Here is a 25,327-nt window from a genome sequence, read left to right on the forward strand (position 1 = left end):
CGAGACCATCGCGTCCGTTCGCGACGCCGGCGCCACCGTCGCCGTCGCCGGCGGAGCCATCTACAACGCCACCGACCCCGCCGCCGCCGCCAAAGAACTCAAAAAACGCGCCGCCTGACACCGCCACCCTCGGCCGGAACTCGCGAGAAAACGAAACTAACAGGAGTGCGTGCCCATGGCAGCAAACGAATCAACTGACGAGGTTGTTCGCTTGACCACCAAGCGACTCCCAGAAGACTGGACCGAGTTGGACCAGCGCGCGGTGGACATCGCCCGCGTGCTGGCCGCGGACGCGGTCGAGCACTGCGGGAGCGGACACCCCGGCACGGCCATGAGTCTCGCGCCCGTCGCCTACGCCCTGTTCCAGCGGGTCATGCGGCATGACCCCAGCGACGCGGAGTGGATTGGGCGCGACCGATTCGTGCTCTCCGCCGGGCATTCGAGTCTCACCCTGTACATCCAGCTGTTCCTCTCCGGCTACGGCTTGGAGCTCGACGACCTGAAGGCCCTGCGAAAATGGGATTCACTGACGCCGGGCCACCCCGAGTACAGGCACACCAAGGGCGTGGAGACCACCACCGGCCCACTTGGCCAGGGCTTGGCCAACGCGGTCGGTATGGCCATGGCCGCCCGCCGTGAGCGTGGACTGTTCGACCCGGACGCCGAGCAGGGCAGGAGCGTGTTCGACCATCAGGTCTACGTGATCGCCTCGGACGGCGACATCGAGGAGGGCGTCACCTCCGAGGCTTCGTCGTTGGCCGGAACCCAGCAGCTCGGCAATCTCACGGTGATCTACGACAGCAACGAGATCTCCATCGAGGACGACACTCGCATCGCGCTGTCCGAGGACACAGCCAAGCGCTACGAAGCCTATGGCTGGCACGTCCTCACGGTCCACGGTGGTGAGGACGTGGCCGGATTCCTGGACTCGATTGAGCAGGCCAAGGCCGAGACCGCTCGCCCGACTCTGATCGTTCTGCGCACCGTGATCGGTTACCCGGCACCGACCAAGATGAACACCGGCAAGGCGCACGGTGCCGCGCTGGGCGCCGACGAGCTCGCCGGGGTCAAGAGCGCCGTCGGCTTGGACCCTGAGCAGAGTTTCCAGGTCGATGACGAGGTCCTGCACCATGCCCGCGAGGTGGCCGAGCGTGGGAGGGCCGACCGCGAGAAGTGGCAAATCGAGTTCGATGCCTGGGCGAAGAGCAACCCGGAGCGTAAGAAGCTGCTGGACCGAATCAGCGTTCGCGAGCTTCCAGCCGGCTGGGCGGACGATCTGCCTACTTGGGAGGCCGACGGCAAGGGAGTCGCGACCCGCAAGGCGTCGGCAGCGGTGTTGGCCAAGCTCGGCGAGGTGCTACCCGAGCTCTGGGGCGGGTCGGCAGACCTGGCCGAGAGCAACAACACCACGATCAAGGGTGCGGATTCCTTCGGGCCGGCAGAGATCTCCACGGACGCATGGAAGGCCCAGCCCTACGGTCGCACGCTGCATTTCGGTATCCGCGAGCATGCGATGGGGTCGATCCTCAACGGCATCGCGCTGCACGGCGGCACCCGCCCCTACGGAGGCACCTTCCTCATCTTCAGCGACTACATGCGCCCGGCGGTGCGCCTGGCCGCGCTGATGGGGCTGCCGACCATCTACGTGTGGACACACGACTCGATCGGCCTCGGCGAGGACGGCCCTACCCACCAGCCCGTCGAGCAGTTGGCTTCACTACGCGCCATCCCCGGACTGTCGGTGGTACGCCCGGCCGATGCGAACGAGACCGCATATGCCTGGAAAGCCGTACTGGAGGACACCAGTAGCCCGGCCGGGCTGGCGCTCAGCCGCCAGGACCTGCCGACCCTGGAGGGCACCTCCGCCGAGGGGGTGGCCCGCGGCGGCTACGTACTCGCCGACGGGTCCTCGGGCAGTCCCGAGGTGGTGCTCATCGGCACCGGTTCCGAGGTCCAGCTGGCCGTGGAGGCCAGGAAGATTCTCGAGTCCGAAGGGATCGTTACCCGGGTGGTGTCGATGCCGTGTGTGGAGTGGTTCGACCGGCAGGACCGGTCCTACCAGGAACAGGTGCTGCCCCCGTTGGTGCGTGCCCGGGTGGTCGTCGAAGCGGGTACGGCGCAGCCGTGGCACCGGTTCGCCGGCGACGTGGGCGAGATCGTGTCGCTGGAGCGATTCGGTGCTTCGGCGGACTTCAAGACCCTGTTCAGGCAGTTCGGCATCACCACCGAGGCTGTGATCGAAGCGGCACGACGAAGCGTGCACGCCGCGCGGCCGAGTTGATGCCCGCCCGCAGACGGTAGGAGATGTCCGTGATGAGCCCGAGCCCCCGTCGACGAGGGCTGAGAAGAATCTCCTGAACAGCCGTTTGCACCAGCGGCCCCGGTGACAAGCCGGGGTCGCTTTTTCTTCGCAGCCTTCTTTCTGTCCTCGACATGCAGTGTCTTCGTCAACACTGAGGATAGACTGAGGCATTGATTTTGATCCGTATTAGATATCCAAATTACGGGATAGTGTTTCCTAATGTCGTAAGCCTTGCTGGTCACCACATGGGTGGACAATCATCGTGGTCTGAGTAAATTATCCGTGCTCTAAGCCGCGCGATGGCTTTCTTGACCGCAACGGACAGAGGCTCCTGCCTGTGAATCCGGCTCCGTAGCAGCGCAAGTGACCAACGAATGCCATCCGCCCCGAAAGTGGAGGAAGATCTCGTTGACGCAGATAGTTTCAAAGAAGCTTGATTCCAGTCTTTTCGTGGACGCAGCGCGCGCTGTTGTCGGTGAAGTGGGCAGGGTGAGTACGGGCGTGCACTCTCCGGCCTGGGTTCGTGCTGGGGCCTTGTTGCTCAAGGCGCCGACAGTGTTCACCATCGGCACGGGGCGGAGCGGGCTCGCCCTGCAGATGGCCGCGATGCGGTTCATGCACCTCGGACTCCCCACCCACGTAGTCGGCGAGACGACTGCTCCGGCGATCGGCTCGCGCGACGTCCTGGTGGCGGCATCGGGCTCGGGGTCGACGGCCCGGGTAGTGCGGGCCGCTCAGACTGCTCGTGACCAGGGCGCGGATGTGATTGCACTGACCACGGCGGCCGACTCGGCGCTGGCCAAAGCCGCAACCGAAGTACTCGTCATCCCGGCTGCGGACAAGCAGGACTTCGACGGGTCTGCCTCTGCCCAGTATGCCGGCAGTCTGTTCGAACAGTCCGTCCTGCTGATCACTGATGCGCTGTTCCACACGCTGTGGAAGACCGGCGGGAGCCAGGCCCGTGAGCTGTGGCGCCTTCACGCGAATCTCGAGTGACCGCTACGTACTCAATCGCGTATGTGCCGCGATCTCTCTGGCCTGATGCTACGACAAGAATGGGAGCCCAAGATGCAGTGTCAGAGTGAGGTCGCAGTGCGAACTCGCGTCGATGTCCATACCTTGGAGGCGATAGCGCTGGCCGCGACCCGCAGCGCTGCGGTGGCCAGCTATGCCTGGGTGGGCCGGCACGATCAGAAGGCCGCCGATGCGGCGGCGACCATGGCCATGCGCGATGCATTGGCCGACGCACCTGGGCGAGGAACAGTTGTGATCGGGGAGGGAGAAAAGGACGACGCCCCGATGTTGTTCAACGGTGAAATCGTGGGCAACGGCAACGGTCCGGACTTCGACATCGCCGTCGATCCTCTTGAGGGAACCTCGTTCTGCGCGAAGGATCTGCCTGGCGCCCTGGCGACGATTGCGTTCGGCGAGCCAGAAACTCTGTGGTCACCCGGCCCCGGGTTCTACATGGACAAGATAGTGGTGCCCCCCCAAGCGAAGGGCGTTATCGATCTCAACGACCCTCCCGAGCGAACCTTGGTCAAAGTTGCCGAGGCTCTCGGCAAGCAGGTCAGCGAACTCCGCGTTGTCATCATGGACAAGCCGCGGCATACGGACCTGATCGCGCGGGTGCTGCGGGCTGGCGCCGCCGTGCAAACACCGGCAGGAGGCGATGTCGGGGGGAGCCTGGCGGTGCTGCTGCCGACGCTCGATGTCGACCTGCTCCTCGGAGTCGGCGGCACGCCCGAAGGAGTGATGACCGCCGCAGCGGTCCGTGCCCTGGGTGGCGGCATGCTGGGCCGCCTGGCCCCTCAGCGTGACGAGGAAGCGAAGGCCATCCGCGCAGCGGGCATGTCCCTCGACCGTATCTACAACTGCGACGAGCTCGTAGCCGGCGATGCCTTCTTCGTTGCCACTGGCGTCAGTGGAGGGCCTCTTCTCGGACGTCCACGGGAATGTGCTGGTACGACAATCGCCGAGTCGCTCCTGATATCCAGGGGCCAGGTTCGCCACATAACACACACCACCTTCGAGTAATTCCCGGATGGTTTGCACTCACGATTTCTGATGCTCCACGGTATCCATCCTCGAGTTGTCAACAAGACCATCACGATCAAGGAGATTCGGTGACGTTGCACCTGGACGACCTCCGCGTTGGCCACCTCGGCGAGTGCCGTTACGGTTCGCCGTTCTCCGAGATGCTCTCCACCAAGCAGACCTCTCCGCATTACGTTGCGGAAGGCGACCGTGTCCTGCTCGAGGATACCGTTTCCATGCTCACCGAGCACGGCCGTCCTCCAGAACAGGTCCCGAGCTTCGAAGCCGCCGGGCCCCGCCGGAAAATCTATTTCGATCCCGCACACGTGACCGCCGGTATCGTCACCTGTGGGGGGTTGTGCCCCGGCCTCAATAATGTCATCCGCGGTCTCGTCCAAGAACTTGCTGTGCATTACAAGGTCAAGCGGATTCTGGGCTTCCGGCACGGTCTCCAGGGACTCACTGCCGAACACCGCAATGACACCATCGAGTTGACGCCTGATCGCGTTCGCGATATCCATAACGTTGGCGGCACTATTCTGGGCAGTTCACGTGGTGGCCAAGACGCCGACGAAATGGTCGACAGCCTCGTCCTGCAGGGCATCAACATCATGTTCGTCATCGGTGGCGATGGCGGGATGCGGGCCGCGACGTACCTCAGCGAGGCGATCAGGGCGCGCGGTCTCGACATCGCTGTCATTGGCGTGCCGAAGACGATCGACAACGACCTACCCTTCACTGATCAGTCGTTCGGGTTTCAAAGCGCGTTCGCGCGGGCTGCCGAATTCATCTCCGCGGTTTCTGTCGAAGCCGCAGCCAGCCGGAATGGCGTCGGGATTGTGAAGCTAATGGGTCGGCACTCTGGGTTTATTGCCAGCTATGCTGCGTTGTCTGCCAATGGTGCAGACATCGTCCTGATCCCCGAGATCCCGTTCTCCCTCGAGGGCGCGAACGGCCTGCTGGCCCACGTCGAGCAGCACGTGCGAGCCAAGGGCTTCGTGGTCATCGTCCTCGCCGAGGGGGCAGGCCAAGACCTCCTCGAAGAACAGGGCCTGCCTCAGCACAACGGTCGTGGCACCGACGCCTCAGGCAACGTCAAACTCGGCAATATAGGGGAGGTGCTCAAAGAGAGCATCACAGCTCACCTGACCGCGGTCGGCCTTGCCCCCACGATGCGCTACATAGACCCGGGTTACGCGGTCCGCAGCGTCGCCGCCAACGCTTACGACAGTGTCTACTGCCTGCGTCTGGCCCATGCTGCGGCGCACGCTGCCATGGCGGGTCATACTGAAGCCGCAGTCGCGCGCTGGCGGCGACGCTTCGTGCATGTCCCGTTGTCACTGATGACCAGCCGTCGCAACCAGGTGGACCCCGACGGCGACTTGTGGATGTCCGTGCTCGAAACCACGTGCCAACCTGCTGAATTCGGTTCGGCGCAGGATCGCGAGAGAGTCCACACCGGATTTTGTTGACAATTTTGGGGTCGATCGTTTAGTTGCGAAATTGTCCACTCACAATGCCCGCCGGACGTCAGCCCGGCGGTGTCACGCCGAACACACCGGTCGTGGAAGAGTCCCTGATCCCGGCCTTCATGGCCAGGGCCGCAGCTTCACCGCGGGAGTGGACGTCCAGCTTCTTCAGCAGGCCGGTAACGTGGAATTTGACCGTGCTCTCCGTGATGCCGAGCGTGCCGGCGATTGCTTTGTTGCGTTGTCCTTGTGCGATCAGTTGCAGCACTTCGAGTTCGCGAGGGTTGAGTTCTGCCAGCGGGGTCTCGTCGGTCCAGCCTGCCGCCGCCTGAAAGGGAATGCTGATGGTGACGTGGCTTCCCCAGCCGGGAGCGGTGTCGATCTTGATGGTGGCTCCGAGGGTTTTCGCTCGCCCGTCGAGTTGCAGGCGCAGGTTGTTGATGTCGAGGTTCCCTGAGTCTTGATCACGAATGTCGAGGTGCAGCGCGGTGCTGTCGCTCGACCAGGCGATCCGGAGGCGGGTCAGATCGGGCTGGCTGGTGAAGGTCAGCGCCGCCGTGCAGGTCATGGCCCGGGCGGCGTGGGCGACCTCGCCGGGTACTGGCCGCTCGCTCTTCGGTGGCGCGACGAATTCCAGGTCCGCGTCGTGGTGGCGCAGCATTTGCCGGATTTCCCGGCGCAGCCTGCCGAACGCGGCGTGCACGGATTCTTCGGATTGGGAGAGATCGGTCTTCTGTGCCGACCGAAGCGCCACGAGCGCGGCCGACGCGGAGTCGGTCGCGGCGAGGCGGGCGCGGTAGTCGTCCAACCGGGTGGACCGCAGCGTGGTGAGGATGGTGACGAGCGCGGTTTCGTGTGCTGCGGCCATTTCGGCGGTCGTTCGTGCGCGCTCGCTGGAGGCTGCGCGAGATTCGGCGAGATACTCGGGGCTGGCCTGGGTGACCTGTTGGCGGATCGACGTCGCGACGATGCCGAAGACTTCGGCCACCAGCGTGGGGTGTGGGAAGTGTGTCCGTTGCGGTCGTGCGATGAGCACGAGCAGGGTGCCGATGGGGTCTTGCGCGGCCCAGACCGTCCGGGTGGTGCCGCCGAGGGGAGCCGTCGTGGCCAGTTGATGGCCGGGCGGCACGGTCGTCTTGAGCGCTTCGAGCTCGGCGATGGTGATCTTGTCGGTGATCTCCCGAGCGCCGGCGACCTTACGCGGCCGTCCGGTGCACTCCCGGGTGAAGATGACGAGCGCCTCGTGTGGCCAAGCGTCGGCGAGGTAGCGGGAGAACCGGTCGGCGATTTCGCGTAGCGGTCCCTCGATGACGTCGCGCAGTGCGGTCAGATCGGCAGAGCGTGGCACGGGGTCAGCGTAGCGGGCGACTGACCTAGTCGAAAGGACAGGACTCACTCGACCAGTGGCCAGGCCCGGGCGCCGCATTCCTGGCTTAGTCTGACGTGAGCATGTTTCGTCGAGCATGCCTATGTTGTCGAATCGTGGAGGAAACAGGGAATGCCACAGCAGGTTCGCGGAGTGGTCGCCCGTTCGCGGAACGCTCCGGTAGAGCTGGCGGACATCGTGATCCCGGATCCTGGACCGGGCGAGGTCGTCGTGTCTGTCGCGGCATGCGGGGTCTGCCACACCGATCTGACCTACCGCGACGGTGGCATCAACGACGAGTTCCCATTCCTGCTCGGCCATGAGGCGGCGGGCACTGTGGACAGTGTCGGCGACGGCGTTGATTCCGTGCGGCCGGGGGACTTCGTCGTCCTCAACTGGCGCGCGGTCTGCGGGCAGTGCCGGGCCTGTAAACGCGGTCGGCCACAGTACTGCTTCGACACCTTCAACGCGACTCAGCGGATGACCTTAACCGATGGCACTGAGCTGACCCCGGCTCTGGGCATCGGCGCGTTCGCGGACAAGACGCTCGTCCACGCCGGTCAGTGCACGAAGGTCGATCCGGCCGCTGACCCGGCCGTCGCGGGTCTGCTCGGCTGCGGTGTGATGGCCGGTCTCGGCGCGGCGGTCAACACCGGCGCGGTTGGACGCGGTGACGCGGTCGCGGTCATCGGCTGCGGGGGCGTGGGAGCCGCCGCCGTCGTCGGTGCCAGGCTGGCGGGTGCGAGCACGATCATCGCGGTCGACCGGGACGAGCGGAAGCTGACGTGGGCGCGTGAGCTCGGCGCGACTCACGTGGTCAACGCCTCGAACACCGACACGGTCGCCGCGATCCAGGAGCTGACCCGCGGGTTCGGCGCGGATGTCGTCATCGACGCGGTGGGCCGTCCGGAGACGTGGAAGGCAGCCTTCTACGCACGTGACCTGGCCGGAACCGTGGTCCTGGTCGGTGTCCCGACGCCCGACATGCGCCTCGAGATGCCGCTGGTGGACTTCTTCGCTCGCGGAGGTGCGCTGAAGTCGTCCTGGTACGGCGACTGCCTGCCGGAGCGGGACTTCCCGATGCTGATCGATCTGTACCTGCAGGGCCGATTGCCGCTGGAACGATTCGTCACTGAACGGATCACCCTCGACGGTGTGGAGAAGGCCTTCCACGCCATGCACACCGGTGAAGTGCTGCGTTCGGTGGTGATCCTGTGAGCGGGAACCTGCGGATCCAGCGGGTCATCACTGCCGGGGTGTTCGAGCTCGATGGCGGGAGGTGGGACGTCGACAACAACGTCTGGCTCGTCGGGGACGACGACGAGGTCGTGATCGTGGACGCCGCACACGACGAGAAGGTCATCACCGAGGCCGTGGACGGTCGCAACGTCGTCGCCATCATCTGTACTCATGGGCACAACGACCACGTGACCGTCGCTCCGCAGCTGAGCGAGCACCTGGACGCGCCGACCGTTCTTCATCCGGCTGACGAGGAGCTGTGGGAGATGACCCACCCCGGCCGGCGGTTCTGGCACACGGAGGACGGCGAGCGGCTCGCTATCGCCGGTACAGCGCTGGAGGTCATCCACAGTCCTGGGCACTCGCCCGGTTCCGTCTGCCTGCACCTTCCCGAGGCCAAGGCTCTGTTCTCCGGAGATACGCTCTTCGCGGGTGGACCCGGCGCGACGGGTCGATCGTTCTCCCATTTCCCGACGATCATTTCGTCGATTCGTGATCGGCTCTTCTCGCTGCCAGAAGACACTCAGGTGCACACCGGACACGGCGACGGCACCACGATCGGCACCGAAGCGCCGTACCTGGCCGAATGGATCGCCCGCGGACACTGAGGAAACCGAGGACCGGACAGTCGCACGAGTCAGGGTGTGCAACGGCTACGAACTGCGCCCGAAGCCGTCGATCACGGCTGCCCGGCCAGGTACGCCGACCCCACGCACGCTCCAAGGATGCGGTGGTGATCGGCGTCGCCCGCCGTCGTGGATCGAGGAGCACCTTCATCGAGAACGCATTCGCCACCGAGATCGAAAGCGACGACTCAGCCCCCGAACCCGATTAGCAGGGGCAACCAGTGTCGCGGGCACAGCTATTCGCGACCCGTAGCGACAAGCAGCCTGTTCTCCGCGTCCGGACCCGCGGTCACTTTTGGCACGCGGACCAGGAACCAGAGGCCCAACAGCCCCCATAGCCCGAGGATCGCCCATTCGGGCAGTGCGAGCCCGCTGGGCATTCCGGGCAGGAAGAGCAGCAGTAGTCCGAGGCTGAGTACGACGGCGAGCCCACCCACCGTCTTGGCGGGTCCGACCCGGAACGGCCGCTCCATGTCCGGCTCACGACGCCGCAGCACCAGGAACGTCGACGCGACCATGGCGTAGGCGATGACGATGGAGAATCCGCCGGCATTGACGAGCCACACCAGCGTCTGCCGGCCGAACAGCGGCGCCAGCACCGACAGGGCGCCGATGAACAGGATCGCGTTGCCGGGGGTGCGGTAGCGCGGGTGCACCTTGGCGAACCACTGAGGCAACATGCCCGAGTTCGCCATGGCGTAGACGAGCCTGCTCGCACCGATGAGGAAGCCGTTCCAGCTGGTCAGAATTCCAGCCAGGCCACCGAAGACCAGGATGTCGCCCATGGTCTGGCTGTTCCACAACGCGGCCATCCCATCGGCGGCGGCGAGGTCCGAGGCCGCGAGTTGATTCGCCGGTATCGCGGAACCGACGGTGAGCATGATCAGGACGTACCAGACGGTCGCGAGCAGGACGGAGATCACCACCAGCTTGCCGATCTGTCTGTACGGCAGCTTGATCTCCGCGGCGGACTGGGGGATGACGTCGAAGCCGACGAACAGAAACGGGACAGCAACCAGCACACCGACCATTCCGACCAGGCCGGAGGAGAACAGCGGCTGCATGTTCGCGGTCTCGCCGCCGATGAATGAGCCCGTCAGCAGAGTCACTCCCACAGCGATCAGGAACAGCACCGCGATGGTCTGGAACATGGCCGCGGCGCGGACGCCTACGTAGTTGAGTGCCGTCATCACGACGGCGCCGAGGATGCCGACACCGGCCCATACCGCGTACACGTCATGCCCCGCGACCGACCACAGGCGGCCGGTCTCCAACTCGGGGATCAAGAACAGCAAGCTCTGTGGCAGAGCCACGGCTTCGAACGCGATGACCGCGACATACCCCAGGACGAGCACCCATGACGTCAGGAACGCCGCGCGCGCCCCGAACGCGCGCAGCACATAGTTGTGCTCCCCACCCGCCTCTGGCATCGCCGACACCAGTTCGGCGTAGGTGAGTCCGACGATCGCGACGATGATACCGCCGACCACGAAGGCCAGCGCAGCGCCAAGAGTGCCCGCGTCATCGAGGAACCCGCCGGTCAGGACGATCCAGCCGAAACCGATCATCGCCCCGAACGCCACCGTGAGCACGTCCCAGCGGCCAAGAACGCGAACAAGAGTTCCGTCCGTACTACTCATTTTTCTCCTGTCCTGCCCATGAACCGGGCCTGTCGTTCCGGCAATGGTGAGTCCGGCCATACACCAGGACAATGACGGTTTAGGATATTTTCGACGCTGGACATCGACAATCTGTCAGAGGCGGCCCATGTCGTTCACGCTGCGCGACCTCGTCGATCTCGATGAACTCGACCTGACGGTGCTGGCCGGGGAGCACGAACTGCACCAGCCGATCACCTGGGTGCATGTCAGCGAGGCCGCCGACCCCACCCCGTTCCTGGAAGGCGGCGAACTGCTGCTCACCACCGGCCTGCTGCTCGACGAGGCCGAGCTGAACGGGCAGAGCTATCTGCGACGGCTCGCCGACGTCGGTGCGGTCGGTCTCGGCTTCGGTACCGGGCTCCGCTACGAACACGTCCCCGAGTCGCTGGTGATGACCGCCAGGAAGGTCGGGCTCGCGCTCGTCAAGGTCCCGCTGCACACCCCATTCATGGCGATCAGCAAGGCGGTTTCCCGGGCGATCGCGGCCGAGGAGTACGCCGCGGTCAAGCGGGCCTACGACGCGCAGCAGGCACTCACCCGTGCCGCCATCGGGGCAGAGGGCACCGGCGCGCTCATCGCTCAACTCGCACGCCGCCTCGGCGCCTGGGCCGTCCTGCTGGACCCGGGTGGGACGATCGTGCACGCGGCACCGTCGTCCGCGAGCGGCCGCGTCGAGGGCTTCGACGCCGAGCTGGACCGGCTACGCGGCCGCCGGGCCCCGGCGAGCGCGGCTTTCCGTCATGGCGAGCACGACGTGGTGGTCCAGTCGCTGGGCAACGAACCACGGATTCGCGGCTTTCTCGCGGTGGGCCGGGCCGATCCACTCAGCCCCCAGGACCGGCATGTGGTCAACACTGCCGTCTCGCTGCTGACGCTCGGCTTGGAGCAGTCGCGCAGGCTCGAGAACGCCGAGCGGCAGTTGCGCACCGCCGTGCTCCGACTGCTGCTCGTCGCACAGGTCGCAACCGCGCAACTTCTGGCGCAGGAGCTGGGTGGCGGGCTGCCCGAGGAGCCGATCCGCGTCACGGCGGTCGCGGGGCCAGCACGACTGCGGGCGGCGGCGGCCGAGATGCTCAGCGCAGAGGCGGCCGGGAAAGACGAGCCGGTGTTCCACTCGGACACTGAGGACGTGCTCGTGATCGTTTCGACCGACGGTCACCCGCTCGGGAGGTGGCTGCAGCAGCTGCCCGGCCGTCTTGACGGTCTGACAGCCGGCGTGTCCGAACCGACCACCTTCGATCGGTTCGCGGACGGTCACCGGCAGGCCCAGAGGGCCGTTGAGACGGGCGTGCGCAGAGGTACCCCGGTCACCCGGTTCGGTGATCTCGGCCGCGAGGGCCTACGCCGGTTCATCGACCCCGCTCGTGCCGAGATCCACGCCGAGGCGCTGCTCGGGCCGCTGCTGCGCCACGACGCGACCGGGCGCGGCGACCTGGTCACCTCGTTGCGGGTATGGCTGGAACACCATGGCCAGTGGGACCCGGCCGCGTCGCGACTGCGGATCCATCGGCATACCCTGCGGCTGCGCATGCACAAGGTGGAGGAACTGCTCGAGCGCAGCCTCGACTCACCCGGCACCCGCGCCGAGCTGTGGTTCGCACTGCAGACCCACATCGATGACTGAGCCTGGTTTCCGGCTGCTGAAAAACGAGTCGTCAGCGATCCATTACGGGCAATCACCTCTGCTCCACAGCCCAATGAACCAATTCGGTTGGACCATTCAGCGCAGTCGGTGGAAATTATCGTATTGACGGTTCTCCATGGCACAAGTTTGCGGACCACGATTCGCGCAAAAAATCACGACGATCATGCATAGTTCATGTGCGCATGAATTGTGTTCGTCCGGACGACAGGGCAGTGACACGCGGCACACGGGCCGGGGCGGGGCTGCTGCGGTTCCAGCGAATTCCGACCCTCCGGCCAGGTTCGTGGCAGGCGTTCTGACCAGCTTGTTTCTGATCATTGGCGGCCGATCGAATGGGGCGAACTCGCTTGCTCCACAGGTTCGCGACGACGGTCGGCTGGCTACGAATGTCGTTGTCGTTTATGTGTTTTGTGCGCCGTTTGGCTAGGTTGTGCCGGTTGAAAAGGGTGAGACGCGAGGAGCGAGTGGTGGCGGGCGACCTCCCGAACGGTGCGGCAGGCGAGACGGAGAACGAGGAAACGGCAGGCCGCCGGGGCAGGAAGGCGACGCCGCCGGATCCGGACGGCGGTCCCGTGGCCACGTTCGCCCGTGAACTCTGGGATCTGAAGCGCCGTGCGGGCGACCCGTCGTACGCGGCGATGCGCACCCGGCTCGGCGCCGCGGTGTCCCGGTCGTCTCTGTCCGCGGCGACCCGCGGGACCGCACTTCCGAGCTGGGAGACAACCTGGGAGTTCGTCCGGGTCCTGGCCGTCGACACGCTCGGTGCGGACGCGGAGGACACCAAACGAGAGTGGCGGGCTCGCTGGAAGGCCGCCGGTGCGGCCGGACAAGAAGATGCCGATGCGCCACTTCAGGCGCCTGTGCCGCCCGAAGAGGAATCCGCTGTTCACGAAGCGGAAACGTCTCCCAGGCCCGTTGTCCGTCCGACCTTTCCTCAGTTGACCGCGGCCGTTGTCGCCGCCTTGGTCGTGGTCGCCAGCGTCGGACTGCTGGTCGGCTGGTCCTTCTCGCCCTCTGGCGTGCCCGCACCGGAGAACGTGGTCGACAGCCCCCAGTTCGATGACGCGGTTTTCGAGGGCGACATCACGATCCCGGACGGCACCGTGGTCGCGCCCGCCCAGGTGTTCACGAAGGTATGGCAGCTTCGCAACACCGGACAGGTCCGGTGGGAGGGCCGGTACGTGACCAGGATGAACACCACCGAGTGTTCGGCGCCCGAAATGGTGCCCATTCCGACCACTGACCCAGGGGAGTCGGTGCGTATCACGGTGCGAGTCACCGCAAGTGCGACGCCTGCTCATTGCAAGATCTACTGGAAGGCAACCGACGCCTCTCGGCGTCTGCTCTTCCCGGACAAGAACCCGATCTTCCTCGACGTGACCGTGCGCGAGAAGAAGTGACCCTTACCGGTCGATCGCCATTTGCGCACGTGAAACCGGACTATCGAGAACAGTCGAACGGCGCCCGCGAATAGCCGGTAGAACCAGAATCGCTGCCGCATTACGCCAAACGGACGCGGCTTTCACTCGTCGCCTCCTGTTCTGCCAAATCCGTCCTGACCTGGGGTAACGGCTTCGCCAAGGTGGGGTTGGCGATTTGGCCAAATGGCCAGAGCGATTGTTTGGGCATTAGAACGTTGGATTGGCGAAAACTCGCTGCTAATTTCGTCCCCGCCGAAACGAAGCTTCTGGATAAGCGGGCTTTCGGTAGTTCCGGAAGAGGGGGAGAGGCGCGAATTTCAGGATGGCGTTCAATGTCTCCACTGCCGGGTTCTTCGAAGATCAAGAAGGGTGTGTAGTGTTAAAGAGATTTACTTTTATAGCGCTGATCGGTGCGCTGATCAGCGTGTTCTTCGGAGCTGCCACCGCCAATGCGGCGACGGCTCGTAACGGGGTTTGTGAGCAGGGCGAGTTCTGCTTGTACTACAACAGCTACCAGCAGGGCTCGGTGTCCGATTTCCAGACATCGGTTTCGGACTACGGCACCAGCCAGCCGAGTTGCTACGAGTTCAAGGGCGCGGGCAATGGTCAGGGCCTGTGCGTGAAGAACGAGGGCGCCTCGGCCTGGAACCGCACCAGCAAGCCGGTCACGGTGTACTACAACAGCGGTTACGGCGGCGCGAGCCAGACGATCCAGTCCGGTGACAAGGTCAATCTCAGGACGGGCATCAAGAACGAGAACGCCTCCCACCGGATCGGTGACAGCGGCGACAACGATGGCGGTGGCGGTGGTGGCGACGACTCGGGTCCGTACCCGGCACCGCCGAACAACCCGTACCCGGCGTCGGACAGCCGGGCCCCCGATGCCAGTGACCGCACGCAGTTCGTCGACGACCAGATCGCCCGGCTGACCGGTGAGCAGCACTGCTGGGTGGGCGGTTACCGCAGCTACGAGTCGTCGACGAGTAACCACAACACCGGCAATGCCCTCGACTGCACGATCTCGGACGCGATCGGGTCCTACCCCAACTCGGCGCAGGAGGCGCAGGGTTGGAAGCTGGCTCGATGGCTGCAGCAGTACGCCAGCCAGCTGGACGTCCGGTACGTGATCTGGGACGGCAAGATCTGGAGCGTCGCGCGCTCGTCCGAGGGCTGGCGCACCTACAACGGCGGGTCCAGTGTGACCCTCGGTCACTATGACCACGTCCATGTCTCGATTCAGAACCTCCACGGCGACTGATCGAAACGGCGCTCCCGGATCCGCTCTCCGCGGGTTGACCTGACCCGGCCGGGTTCGGGTGTAGGGCAGCGAAGCTCCGGCAACTGGAGGAGTCGGTCCAGACGCTTCTCACCACCGGAGCTTCGCTGCCCGCCCAGCGCTGTCCGGAGGAACCGAGGCCGGTGCCGGCGAGCGCAGGGGAGAACCGCAGGTCAGCAGCTACCAGGTCCAGCTAGGCGGGTGGCAGGCTATAGCCAGCGGCGAAGTTCAGCGTGACCGCGAACGTCAGATACATCAACCACAGACCGGTCACCACGTGCGCGAGGCCGAGTACGCGTTCGGCAAGGGAGATTCCAAGACTGGCGAAGAAGTCGGTGACATAGACCCAGGTCAGTCCGGCGAACAGGAGCCCCACGGGCCAATCCCCGACTCCGAAGAAGACGAACATCCCGAGTACGGAGAGCACGACGAACGCCACCGACATGCCGGCGTTGGGTCGTGGATCGTTACCCCGGTACCGGTTCCAGCCGAGGGCGAACCAGTGGATTCCGAACGCGGAGAACGCCAACGCGGCCATGTACAAAGCTGGTTCGTCGAAGACCTGGAACCAGGTCAGCCCAACGAACAGGATGGTGCCGGTGACGAACTGGCAGAAGCCTGGAAGCCAGATTCCCCAGACGCCGACGGTGCGATCAACAGACGGATCTCGTGGCGGGAACCCGAACAGCTCCTGGGGACCCCAGATCAGGTAGCCCGTCCCGAGACCGAAGAAACCCAGCGCCAACGGCGGGAACTGGGAGATTTCGAACGCCGCCATCGTCCCTCCGTTATCCGGCCTTCTCGACTAAGCAGGTGGCTACCCACCTGCTTACGGATCAAACTCCCGGCGTACCGCTCATCAGCGGCGGCCGTCCCGCGCGGCCCACCGCCTGTGTCGATCGAGCTTCCCCAAGCGATTAGCCTTGCCACTCGTGACGAATGTCGAACTGTTGCTCGGGCCGTTGCTACGGCACGTCGACGAGTCGTCCGCGACGGTGTGGGTCGAGACGAGCGGTCCGTGTGTCGTAGCTGTCCACACCGCGCGGGCGCCGACGTTCGAGATCTGCGGTCACCACTACGCCCTGGTCGTGCTGACCGGACTCGAACCGGGCACCAGTACCGAGTACGAGGTGCGGCTCGACGACCGGACGGTGTGGCCAGAGCCGGACAGCCGGTTCCCGGCCAGCCGGATCCTGACGTTGCCTGGCGACGATGGGCACTTCCGCCTGGTCTTCGGTTCCTGTCGCCAGCCGAGCACGCTTCCTTCCCTCGGTGACGACGCCCTGATCCGCTACGCGGAGCGGATGCGGGAGCTACCCGAGCGTGACTGGCCGCAGGCGCTGCTGCTGCTCGGTGACCAGGTGTACGCCGACGAGACCACGGAAGCGACCCAGCACTGGCTCGCGCAACGCCGCGACCTGAGTCAGCCGCCGGGCACCGAGGTGGCGGACTTCGAGGAGTACGCCCACCTCTACCGGGAGACCTGGTCGGAACCGTCCGTGCGGTGGCTCCTGTCCACGATTCCCGTCTGCATGATCTTCGACGATCACGACGTACGCGACGACTGGAACACCTCGGATGTCTGGCGTGAGCAGATGCGCGAGGAACCGTGGTGGGCCGAGCGACTGCGGGGCGCGTTCATGTCGTACTGGGTGTACCAGCACCTCGGCAACCTGGGGCCGGACGCACTGGCCACGGATCCGGTGGTCGCCGAGGTACTCGAGCAACCAGGGGACCGCACAGCCGTGCTGCGCGAGCTCGCGGACGTCGCCGACGACGAACTGAGCGGTGTGAAACAGGCCCGGTGGAGTTACGTCCGGCAGTTCGGGCGGATCCGGTTGCTTGTGGTCGACACGAGGGCCGGGCGCATTTTGGGCGCCGGCCACCGCTCCATGCTCGATGAGGACGAGTTCACGTGGGTCGAGCAGCACGCCGAGGGCGACGTTGACCACCTGCTCGTCGGCTCGTCGCTGCCGTGGCTGTTGCCACCCGCCATCTCCGACCTCGAGTCGATCAACGAGGTGGCGTGTGGCCGAGGGGGACTGCGGGCCAGGCAGGCCGAACGGATCCGCCAGGCCGTTGACCTCGAACACTGGGCCGCGTTCCGCACGTCGTTCGACCGGCTGACCGCCCTCATCGCCCGGGTGGGCAGGGCCGACGTCCACCCCGCGACGATTTCGGTGTTGTCCGGGGACGTTCACCACTCCTACATCGCACGGGCGACGTTTCCCGAGCGGGTCCGTTCGGCGGTCCACCAGCTGACGTGTTCACCTGTCCACAACATGGCCCCCCGCGTGGTCCGAGTACCTTTCCATGCCGGGTGGTCCCGGACCGTGACCAGGATGACCCGGTGGCTGGCGCGCAGGGCCGGGGTATCGCCGCTGCCCGTCGAGTGGGAACGCCAGATCGGTCCGTACTTCGGAAATGCGATCATGACGCTCGATCTGCACGGCCGCGAGGCTGTGGCGGTGCTCGAGCGCGCCGAACCGCACGGGCTGGTGGAGCATTCCCGCCTGCCGCTCACCTCCTGACGGGCGCCGGTGCCAGCACTACTTCTGCTACAGCGCCATTGCCATGTACTTGGTGCTCAGGTACTCCTCGATGCCTTCGTCGCCGCCCTCACGTCCGAGCCCTGATTGCTTGACACCGCCAAATGGACCCGCTGGATTGCTCACCAGTCCTTCGTTGATGCCGACCATCCCGGTTTCTAGGGCTTCCGCCACGCGAAACGCTCGTGAGATGTCACGGCTGAAGACGTAGCCGACGAGCCCGAACCGGGTTTGGTTGGCCAGGGTCAAGGCCTCGTCCTCACCACGGAACGTCGTGATGGCCGCGACTGGCCCGAAGACCTCCTCCTGCGCGATCCGAGCGGTCGCGGGCACATCGGCCAGCACAGTGGGTGAGAAGAAGTAACCCCGATCGCCTGTCAGCGGGCCACCGGTGACGCGCCGGGCTCCGCGGGTGACGGCGTCCTGCACCAGCCCGGCGACCTTCTGCCGCTGCTTCTCGTCAATCAGCGGGCCGACCTCGACTCCGTCGTCGGTACCCCGGCCGACGCGCAGGGCCGCCATCCGCTCTGCCAGCCGTTCGACGTACTCCTCGGCGACGGACTCGTGCACCAGCAGCCGGTTCGCCGCCACACAGGACTGGCCCATGTTGCGCATCTTCGCCACCATCGTTCCCTCGACCGCGGCGTCGAGGTTCGCGTCGTCGAACACGATCAATGGCGCGTTTCCGCCGAGTTCCATCGACGCGCGCAGGACCGTGTCCGCCGCCTTGTGCAGCAGGATCTTGCCGACCTCGGTCGATCCGGTGAAAGACACCTTGCGGAGCCGGGAATCGGCCAGGATGGGGGCCACCAGTGCTGCCGCATCCGAGGAGGTGACGACGTTGAGCACACCAGGCGGCAGACCTGCTTCGCTGAGTACTTCCGCCAGGATGAAGCTGGCCAGTGGTGTCAGCTCGGCGGGTTTGAGCACCATCGTGCAACCCGCGGCGATGGCCGCACCGATTTTGCGTGTGCCCATGGCCAACGGGAAGTTCCACGGGGTGATCAGCAGGCACGGGCCAACCGGCTGCCGGTGGGTGATGAGCCGTTGAGTGCCTGCCGGAGCTGGTCGGTAGGTACCTCCGATATGTGCCGCCTGCTCGGAGAACCAGCGCAGGAACTCCGCCGCGTAGGCGACCTCGCCCCGCGACTCGGCCAGTGGCTTGCCCATCTCCAGGGTGATGAGCAGCGCCAGTTCTTCGGTGCGCGCGACCAGCCCGTCGAAGGCGCGGCGCAGTATCTCTGCCCGTTCCCGCGGGGCTGTCGCCGCCCAGCCTGGCTGCGCCGCGCAGGCGGCATCGAAGGCTGCCCGCGCGTCTGTGGGGCCGCCATCGGCGACAGCGACCAGCGGAAGCTCGGTAGCCGGATCGACGACCTCGAACGTGCGTCCGGATCCGGCAGGCCGCCAGGTGCCTGCGATGAGGACGCCGGTGCGCACGGCATCGAGCACTCGTCGCTCCCGATCGGTGTGCATGCCGGTCGGCTTGCCTGAAATCGTGGTCATCTTTCGTCGCTCACTTGTCCGCTCGGTCACAGCGAAACCGTCAGGATCTCTTCGATCTCGGCCTGGGCGAACAACCGTGGATGGTTGCCACTGACGAGGTCCTCGAGGGCGCCTCGCGCGATCGAGGCGACCATGGAGTCATCGACGCCAAGGTCTCGAAGTGGAAGACGGGCCTTGACGTCGTCGGCCAGGTCGCGAACCGCGGTGATCGCGGATCGGGCGTCGCTCCGTGTATCGGCGGACGTCGGCAATGTCATCGCCTGTGCGACCAGGCTGTACGGCGATTCGGCCACGTCGACCGACCGTTTCATGACTTCGTCGAGCACCGCGGTCAGCGCGAGTCCGTGCACGGCGCCGGTGTGATTGGTGATGGTGTGCGCGATGCCGTGCACCAGGCCAAGCCCGCTGAGGGTCAGCGCGAGGCCGGCCAGGTGCGACCCCATGATCAATCGAGATCGGGCGTCGAGATCGGAACCGTCGGCCACGGCGGTCACCAGACTGGAGCTGACCAGCCGGATGGCCTCGGTCGCGTAGGCCACCGACAGTGGGTTGGCTCCCTTGGAGGCAAGCGACTCGATGCCGTGTGTCAGGGCATCCATTCCGGTCGCGGCTGTCGCTCTCGCCGGTAGGCCCACGGTGAGTTCGGGATCGAGTATGGCGTAACGCGGACGTACGCTCGCATGGCCGATGTAGACCTTGCAGCGGGCAACAGGATCCTCGATCACGCCGAAGCCGTTGGTCTCGGCCCCAGTCCCCGCCGTAGTCGGTACAGCCACGATCGGCAGCCCGGGAAACGGCGGTTCCGCGGTGTAGTCGTAGTCCCGGGCAACACCACGGTTCGCGGCAAGCAGGGCGATGCCTTTGGCGGCATCGAGAGCGGAGCCTCCGCCGACGGCGACCACGGCAGCGGCGCCGAATCGCCGAACCTGGGCAGCGGCATCGTCGATCGTTCGGGTGGTCGGGTTCGATTCGACGCCCTCGTAGAGTGCGGTCTCGATGTCGGCCCGATCCAGGATGCGAAGCACCCGGCCGAGAATTCCCGTCGCTCGCATCCCTTTGTCAGTGACGACGAAAGCCCGTTGGTGTCCGACGTGGGCGATCGCCTGGGGCAGGTGATCCACCGCGGAGGCCCCGAAATCGACATGCGCGTGCGGTTCGATACTCAACGCTGTGCCGGAAAGCGGGCCGACGAGTTCGTTCATGCTCACGCTCCCGCCGGGACGCGCAGGTCGATTCCTGCCAGTTCCTCATAGAGCCGCACCGGAATCATCTCCCCCGCAAGGCCACCGTACTTCGCCTTGCCCCGGCGGTAGATCTGTTCCACGACCGCCGAAAGCTCCACGGGAACGTTCACGTCGCGGGAGAGATCGACTGCCAGCCCGAGATCCTTACAGGCCAGCATCATGGCGAAGGACTCGTCGTAGTCCCCGTGTTCGAGAATGCCTGCCACGTCCCGTTCCAGGAACCGGGAGTTCGCGGGACTCGCGATCAGGGACTGCCGGAGCACATTCAGGTCGACCCCGGCCTTTACGCCAATGGTGAGTACCTCGGCGGTGGCGACCAGATGCGAGAACCAGAGCAGATTCACCATCAGCTTCACCGTGTACCCGGCCCCGTGGCCGCCGACCAGGAAGATCCGCTCCGCATCGCCCATGATCTCCAGCAGTGGGCTGCACCGCTCGAAGATCTCGGTGTCACCACCGGCGAATATCTGCAGGGTGCCCTCGGTCGCCCCACTCGCCATCCCGCTGACCGGAGCGTCCAGCCGATGGACACCACGCTCAGCGAGGCGTTCGCCCGCGGTACGCGCAGCCTCCGGCGTCGAGGTGGACATGTCGATCCACACGGCGTCGGCGCGCAGTTCCTCGACCACGCCGGAGCCGATCAGGACGCTCTCGACCTGGCGCGGTCCGGGGAGCATCGTGATCAGGACGTCGACCTCGGCCGCCACCTCAGCCGGCGTGTCGGCCCATGACGCGCCGAGCGTGACGTGCTGCTCCGCGGCTTCTTTGTTTCTGTCGTGCACCACGAGCGGGACACCGGCCCGCAGCAGGTTGAGCGACATGGGTCCACCCATGTGCCCGAGTCCGATGAATCCAACCTTCACGAGTACCTCACTTGGCGAGAAAGACGGAGTTGAGAAAGGCCGGCGCGGATGGCCGGTGTTCAGGAGAAGTCGATCCAGGTGGTCTTCAGTGCGCTGTATTCGTCCATGGCGTGCAAGGACTTGTCGCGGCCGGAACCGGAAGCCTTGAAACCACCAAAGGGAGCGAAGACATCCGTGGCGTCAAAGGTGTTGACCCACACCGTCCCAGCACGAAGTCTGCTGGCGACGCGGTGAGCGGTGGCCAGGTCCTTGGTCCACACCGAGGCGGCAAGGCCGTAGGCGGTCTGGTTGGCCAGCTCCAGACCTTCCTCGACGCCCTCGAATTCCAGCACGGACAGGACGGGACCGAAGATCTCTTCCTGTGCCACCCGGCTGGTGCTGGCGATCTTGTCCAGGACAGCGGGCTCGACGAAATACCCACCACTGTCCGGATTCAACCGCCGTCCGCCGATCAGATCGGCGCCTTCTTCGCGGCCGAGATCGATGTAGGAGAGCACCGTGTCGAGCTGACTCTGATCCACGATCGGTCCCATCGTGGTGGCGGGATCCAGCGGATCGCCGACGACGAACCTTCCCGTGATGTCGACGACCCGGGACAGCAGTTCGTCCTTCACAGCGCGGTCGGCGAGCAGCCGCGATCCCGCGTTACAGGTCTGGCCGGCGTTGTAGCAGATTCCCCAGGCGATCGCCTCGGCCGCGGCAGGCAGGTTGCTGGAGTCGGCCAGTACGAGCTGCGGCGACTTGCCGCCCGCCTCGAGTTGCACCTGCTTGCCGTTGGACTCGCCCGCATAGCGCAGGAAGAGTTTGCCCACCTCGCCTGAGCCGGTGAAGGCGATCTTGTCGACGTCGGGGTGCCTGCCGAGGGCCTGGCCTGCTTCCGCGCCCAGTCCCGGCACCACGTTGAACACGCCGGCCGGAACACCGGCCTCGATCGCCAGCCGGGCCAGCAGCAGCGCGGACAGCGACGACTGTTCCGCCGGTTTGAGGACCACGCTGTTGCCGGCGGCCAGTGCGGGAGCGAGCTTCCACGAGGCGATGATCAGTGGGTAGTTCCACGGGACAACGGCACCGACCACCCCGAGTGGCTCACGGGTGATCGTCACCAACGTTCCCGCACCGCTGGGCGCCACCTCGTCGTAGATCTTGTCCAGCGCTTCGGCATACCACTGCAGGCAGAACGCCGCGGACGCCACGTCGACCCGAACCGACTCGGCGATCGGTTTGCCCACGTCGAGTGTTTCGAGTAGCGCGAGTTCCTCGGTGTGCTCCCGGACGAGTTCGGCCCACCGCAACATGATCTGCTTGCGGGCGCGGGGCGCCAGCGATCGCCAGCATCCGTCCTCAAAGGACGATCGAGCGGCGCGGACCGCCGAGTCGACGTCCATCGCCCTCCCGCGCGCCACCTTGGCGATGACACTGCCGTCACGAGGAGTACGTGACTCGAACGTCTCGCCGGACAGCGCTGGCCGATAGTCGCCGTCGACGAACATGCGTCCTTCCGGCGTGCTGTTCCTCGCGGCCCGCACCCAGTCCTCGTGGCTGCGCTTCAGCAAGTCGCTCATCGCACCGCACACCTCTCGACCGCGTCCTCGTCCAGTTCCACGCCGATCCCTGGTGTGTCAGGGACATTGACGTATCCATCGGTGTCGATCCACACCGGCTTCGTGAGCATGAAGTCCCGCCGCTCGGCGGTCCATCCCGACGGGTCGTAGGGGAACTCGAAGTAGGGTGCCGCTCCGACGCCCGCGGCGACATGCAGGTTGGCGAGCACGCCGATGCCGTTGGTCCAGCTGTGTGGGGTGAACTGGCGGTTGCGGTGTTGTGCGAGTTCCGCCGCGGTACGGCTGCGGTGCATGCCGATGGCCAGTACACAGTCCATTTGATACACGTCGAGCAGGTCGTGGTCCAGATAGGTGAGCACGTCGTTGAACGAGGGAAGCATCTCCCCACCTGCGATCCGCAGTCCCGTCGAAGCGCGCAGGTCCTTGAGGCCCGAGAGGTCGGTGTAGGGCAGAGGTTCCTCGACCCAGAACACGCCCATTTCCTCGAGGCGGCGCACGGTGCGGGATACGGTCTTGACGTCCAATGCCGGGTCGACATCGCCTGCCATCCGCCATGCCTGGTTGAGGTCGACCATGATGGTGAAGTCGTCCCCCAAGGCCTCGCGCACACCCCGTACCGACGCGATCCCCCGCTCGATGCCGTGCCGGTCGATCCGAATCTTCATCGCGCGAAACCCCTGCTTTCGCGCGATGAGCGCCGACTCGACCCGTTCCTCTGGACTCTTCAGCTCCCCGGTGGACATGTAAGCGGGAATGCGGGTGGCCATGTTGCCGAACAACACCGAAACCGGAACTCCGGTGACTTTTCCGATGATGTCCCACAGCGCGACTTCGAGCGGCCAGAACCGTCCGGCATGGAAGTTGATGGTCTCGATGGCCCTGATCTGACGCATGATCTGCAACGGATCGGTGCCGATGAACAGGTGCTCGAACGCCTCGAACCCGTCCATGGTGTCGCCGGACCCGATGCCGACGATGCCCTGGTCGGTCTCGACCCGCACCACAGTCGCGTCGAAATGCGTTCGCGGGGTCGGGTCCCATGCGGCGTGGAACGGCGGGTCGAGGTTCAGCCGGAGCCGGTCTAGCCGAATATTGGTGATCTTCATTCTCAGTCCGCTGTGTAGAAGGGATTGTGGGGGCGGGCGCGGGCCTTGAGCACGCTTTCGAGGTCTGGTTCCCGAGCGGCCCCCGCGGTCAGCGCGGTTCGAACCGCCGCACGGTTGTTGCCGTAGACCAGGTCGGGGTCTTTCGCGGCCGGGTTCACCCAGACCGCGGTGATCAACGCGAGCTCATCCACCTGCTCGGCCCGAACCACTCCGTCGGCAACGGCGTCCGCGACTCCGGCCGCGATACCTGCCTGCGCTGGACCCCAGTGCAGCAATCCGTGGTCGTGCTCGGAGATCGTGGCCTTGTTGACGAAGAGGGTCAGTGGCTTGACGGGTAACCCGGGGCGAAGGATGGCGACGAACGGCTGGTGCCCAGGGCTCGGGCTGGCCAAGGCACTCGCCCAGGCGGTACCCACGGAGCCGTCTCGCGGGCCGAGAACCGTATTGACGTGCGCTGCTTCGTCGCCCTCACCGATGAAGCTCTCGCCGATCTGCACCTCGCTCACAGCAGTCCCTCCTCTTCCAGCCACTTCTCCGCCACGTCGTCGGCGTCCAGGCCATCGACGTCGACCTGGGCGTTGAGTCGCCGCATCGTCTCGGTGTCGAGCCTCTCGGACAGAGGTGCCAGGATCTGCGTGATCTCCGGGTGCTTGTCCAGCGTCGCCTGCTGCAAGGTCGGTGCTCCTTGATAGACGGGAAAGAACTGCTTGTCGTCGGTAAGCACGGTCAGATCCAGATTCGCGATCCGGCCGTCGGTGGCGAACACCTCGCCGAAGTTGCACGTGCCGCCTTTGTCCGTCTCGGTGTAGATCACCCCGGTGTCAAGGGTCTTGATCTGCTGGCGGGGAACGTCGATGTCATAGGTCTTGAGCAGTCCGCTGAGCCCGTCGTCCCTCGCGGCGAACTCACTTTCGACGCAGACGGTCACTGCTTGTGGATCCGACTTCGCCAACGCGGCAAGATCGGATAGGGAGGCCAGGTCCTTCTCCTCGGCGAACTCGCGCCGGACGGCGAGGGCGTAGGTGTTGTTGAAGTCAGCCGGCTCCAGCCACGCGATGGCATTCCGCGAGCCGTCTTCCTTCTTCACCGCCAAGTACTGTTCCTCCGGATCACCGATCGGTTTGGTGTGCTTGAGGTAGGTGATCCATCCGGTCCCGGTGTACTCCCAGTACAGGTCGACTTCGCCGGACTCCAAGGCCTTACGGGTGTTGACCGAGCCGGTGATCTGCTTGGGTTCGGCGTCGGCACCGTTGGCGGCCAGTAGCTGGGCTGTGAGAGAGGCAAGGATGTTCTGCTCACTGAAGTCCTTTGCGCCGACGACGAAGGACGCGCCTGCCAGCGATCCTTCACCGACCGAGGCATCCCCGGACCCGCATCCGGCGAGCGCGACCGTCGCAAGGCCTGCGGTCGCCAGGGTTAGAAGCTTGCGCACATACATGGTTGTTCTCCAGAAACGGT

Annotated in this window: 20 protein-coding genes; 10 read left to right on the forward strand and 10 right to left on the reverse strand. The window is 65.5% G+C overall.

Features of this window, described 5'->3' with window-relative positions:
• Positions 1-175 precede the first annotated feature (175 nt).
• The 4 genes from tkt (at position 176) to D0C15_RS15655 (ending at position 5,811) form a co-directional block, all read left to right on the forward strand.
• The gene (tkt, locus tag D0C15_RS15640; RefSeq protein ID WP_211323206.1) at positions 176-2,281 is read left to right on the forward strand and encodes a transketolase; all 2,106 of its coding nucleotides are present in this window, start codon (positions 176-178) and stop codon (positions 2,279-2,281) included.
• Between the two features lie 471 nt (positions 2,282-2,752).
• Positions 2,753-3,298: a 6-phospho-3-hexuloisomerase gene (gene hxlB / locus D0C15_RS15645; protein ID WP_342768573.1), complete on the forward strand. Its 546-nt coding sequence runs from the start codon at positions 2,753-2,755 to the stop codon at positions 3,296-3,298.
• A 96-nt stretch (positions 3,299-3,394) separates the two neighbouring features.
• On the forward strand, positions 3,395-4,339 hold the full coding sequence (gene glpX, locus D0C15_RS15650) for a class II fructose-bisphosphatase (RefSeq protein WP_245975849.1): 945 nt from the start codon (positions 3,395-3,397) through the stop codon (positions 4,337-4,339).
• A gap of 89 nt (positions 4,340-4,428) precedes the next feature.
• On the forward strand, positions 4,429-5,811 hold the full coding sequence (locus D0C15_RS15655) for an ATP-dependent 6-phosphofructokinase (RefSeq protein ID WP_116045860.1): 1,383 nt from the start codon (positions 4,429-4,431) through the stop codon (positions 5,809-5,811).
• A gap of 58 nt (positions 5,812-5,869) precedes the next feature.
• On the opposite strand, the gene D0C15_RS15660 is transcribed toward D0C15_RS15655, so the two are convergent.
• Entirely contained in the window at positions 5,870-7,156 is a 1,287-nt protein-coding gene (locus D0C15_RS15660; RefSeq protein WP_211323207.1) for a helix-turn-helix transcriptional regulator, read from the reverse strand.
• Positions 7,157-7,306: 150 nt separating this feature from the next.
• Here D0C15_RS15660 and D0C15_RS15665 point away from each other — a divergent pair, with 150 nt between their 5' ends.
• Together D0C15_RS15665 and D0C15_RS15670 are read left to right on the forward strand one after the other, a co-directional pair.
• Positions 7,307-8,392: an S-(hydroxymethyl)mycothiol dehydrogenase gene (locus D0C15_RS15665; protein WP_116045865.1), complete on the forward strand. Its 1,086-nt coding sequence runs from the start codon at positions 7,307-7,309 to the stop codon at positions 8,390-8,392.
• Positions 8,389-9,021 carry an MBL fold metallo-hydrolase gene (locus tag D0C15_RS15670; protein WP_116045867.1) on the forward strand — a complete coding sequence of 211 codons (633 nt, stop codon included), beginning with the start codon at positions 8,389-8,391 and terminating at the stop codon, positions 9,019-9,021. Before D0C15_RS15665 ends, D0C15_RS15670 begins: the two co-directional genes overlap by 4 nt.
• Before the next feature lie 254 nt (positions 9,022-9,275).
• Here the strand turns inward: D0C15_RS15670 and D0C15_RS15675 are convergent, their stop codons facing one another.
• Complete coding sequence (locus D0C15_RS15675; protein ID WP_116045869.1) at positions 9,276-10,679, reverse strand: APC family permease; 1,404 nt, start codon at positions 10,677-10,679, stop codon at positions 9,276-9,278.
• 127 nt (positions 10,680-10,806) lie between these two features.
• Here D0C15_RS15675 and D0C15_RS15680 point away from each other — a divergent pair, with 127 nt between their 5' ends.
• From D0C15_RS15680 to D0C15_RS15690, 3 genes are all read left to right on the forward strand, one after another.
• Positions 10,807-12,324, forward strand: a complete 1,518-nt coding sequence (locus D0C15_RS15680) for a PucR family transcriptional regulator (RefSeq protein ID WP_162830094.1) — start codon at positions 10,807-10,809, stop codon at positions 12,322-12,324.
• A 488-nt stretch (positions 12,325-12,812) separates the two neighbouring features.
• Positions 12,813-13,745, forward strand: a complete 933-nt coding sequence (locus D0C15_RS15685) for an NBR1-Ig-like domain-containing protein (protein ID WP_116045873.1) — start codon at positions 12,813-12,815, stop codon at positions 13,743-13,745.
• A gap of 397 nt (positions 13,746-14,142) precedes the next feature.
• Entirely contained in the window at positions 14,143-15,024 is an 882-nt protein-coding gene (locus tag D0C15_RS15690) for a peptidase inhibitor family I36 protein (RefSeq protein WP_245975850.1), read from the forward strand.
• Between the two features lie 211 nt (positions 15,025-15,235).
• On the opposite strand, the gene D0C15_RS15695 is transcribed toward D0C15_RS15690, so the two are convergent.
• Entirely contained in the window at positions 15,236-15,820 is a 585-nt protein-coding gene (locus D0C15_RS15695; RefSeq protein ID WP_116045878.1) for a hypothetical protein, read from the reverse strand.
• A gap of 154 nt (positions 15,821-15,974) precedes the next feature.
• On the opposite strand from D0C15_RS15695, the gene D0C15_RS15700 reads away from it, so the two are divergent.
• Positions 15,975-17,573 carry an alkaline phosphatase D family protein gene (locus tag D0C15_RS15700; RefSeq protein WP_116045881.1) on the forward strand — a complete coding sequence of 533 codons (1,599 nt, stop codon included), beginning with the start codon at positions 15,975-15,977 and terminating at the stop codon, positions 17,571-17,573.
• Positions 17,574-17,600: 27 nt separating this feature from the next.
• Here D0C15_RS15700 and D0C15_RS15705 read toward each other — a convergent pair whose 3' ends face one another.
• Genes D0C15_RS15705 through D0C15_RS15735 form a run of 7 tightly spaced genes read right to left on the reverse strand, consistent with a single transcriptional unit; the run spans position 17,601 to position 25,301 of the window.
• Positions 17,601-19,094 (reverse strand): NAD-dependent succinate-semialdehyde dehydrogenase, encoded by a 1,494-nt coding sequence (locus tag D0C15_RS15705; protein ID WP_245975851.1) that lies wholly within the window; start codon positions 19,092-19,094, stop codon positions 17,601-17,603.
• Positions 19,095-19,120: 26 nt separating this feature from the next.
• Positions 19,121-20,296, reverse strand: coding sequence for an iron-containing alcohol dehydrogenase family protein (locus D0C15_RS15710; RefSeq protein ID WP_116045883.1), 1,176 nt, complete (start codon positions 20,294-20,296; stop codon positions 19,121-19,123).
• A gap of 2 nt (positions 20,297-20,298) precedes the next feature.
• Positions 20,299-21,201, reverse strand: coding sequence for an NAD(P)-dependent oxidoreductase (locus D0C15_RS15715; RefSeq protein WP_116045885.1), 903 nt, complete (start codon positions 21,199-21,201; stop codon positions 20,299-20,301).
• A gap of 59 nt (positions 21,202-21,260) precedes the next feature.
• On the reverse strand, positions 21,261-22,763 hold the full coding sequence (locus D0C15_RS15720) for an aldehyde dehydrogenase (RefSeq protein WP_116045887.1): 1,503 nt from the start codon (positions 22,761-22,763) through the stop codon (positions 21,261-21,263).
• Positions 22,760-23,869: a mandelate racemase/muconate lactonizing enzyme family protein gene (locus tag D0C15_RS15725; protein ID WP_116045890.1), complete on the reverse strand. Its 1,110-nt coding sequence runs from the start codon at positions 23,867-23,869 to the stop codon at positions 22,760-22,762. The genes D0C15_RS15720 and D0C15_RS15725 overlap by 4 nt, the downstream gene beginning before the upstream one ends.
• A 2-nt stretch (positions 23,870-23,871) precedes the next feature.
• A complete protein-coding gene (gene fae / locus D0C15_RS15730; protein WP_116045892.1) occupies positions 23,872-24,375 on the reverse strand; it encodes a formaldehyde-activating enzyme in 504 nt (167 codons plus the stop codon).
• On the reverse strand, positions 24,372-25,301 hold the full coding sequence (locus D0C15_RS15735) for a glycine betaine ABC transporter substrate-binding protein (RefSeq protein WP_211323208.1): 930 nt from the start codon (positions 25,299-25,301) through the stop codon (positions 24,372-24,374). Before D0C15_RS15735 ends, fae begins: the two co-directional genes overlap by 4 nt.
• Positions 25,302-25,327 lie beyond the last annotated feature (26 nt).

It is taken from the genome of Amycolatopsis palatopharyngis (genome assembly GCF_003385185.1).
Lineage (GTDB): Bacteria > Actinomycetota > Actinomycetes > Mycobacteriales > Pseudonocardiaceae > Amycolatopsis > Amycolatopsis palatopharyngis.

Bases quoted from the DNA above. Each gene is read 5' to 3' on its own strand.
- tkt (WP_211323206.1), top strand. From the start codon at position 176: ATGGCAGCAAACGAATCAACTGACGAGGTTGTTCGCTTGACCACCAAG.
- D0C15_RS15665 (WP_116045865.1), top strand. From the start codon at position 7,307: ATGCCACAGCAGGTTCGCGGAGTGGTCGCCCGTTCGCGGAACGCTCCG.
- D0C15_RS15675 (WP_116045869.1), bottom strand. From the start codon at position 10,679: ATGAGTAGTACGGACGGAACTCTTGTTCGCGTTCTTGGCCGCTGGGAC.
- D0C15_RS15680 (WP_162830094.1), top strand. From the start codon at position 10,807: ATGTCGTTCACGCTGCGCGACCTCGTCGATCTCGATGAACTCGACCTG.
- D0C15_RS15695 (WP_116045878.1), bottom strand. From the start codon at position 15,820: ATGGCGGCGTTCGAAATCTCCCAGTTCCCGCCGTTGGCGCTGGGTTTC.
- D0C15_RS15705 (WP_245975851.1), bottom strand. From the start codon at position 19,094: ATGACCACGATTTCAGGCAAGCCGACCGGCATGCACACCGATCGGGAG.
- D0C15_RS15710 (WP_116045883.1), bottom strand. From the start codon at position 20,296: ATGAACGAACTCGTCGGCCCGCTTTCCGGCACAGCGTTGAGTATCGAA.
- D0C15_RS15720 (WP_116045887.1), bottom strand. From the start codon at position 22,763: ATGAGCGACTTGCTGAAGCGCAGCCACGAGGACTGGGTGCGGGCCGCG.
- D0C15_RS15725 (WP_116045890.1), bottom strand. From the start codon at position 23,869: ATGAAGATCACCAATATTCGGCTAGACCGGCTCCGGCTGAACCTCGAC.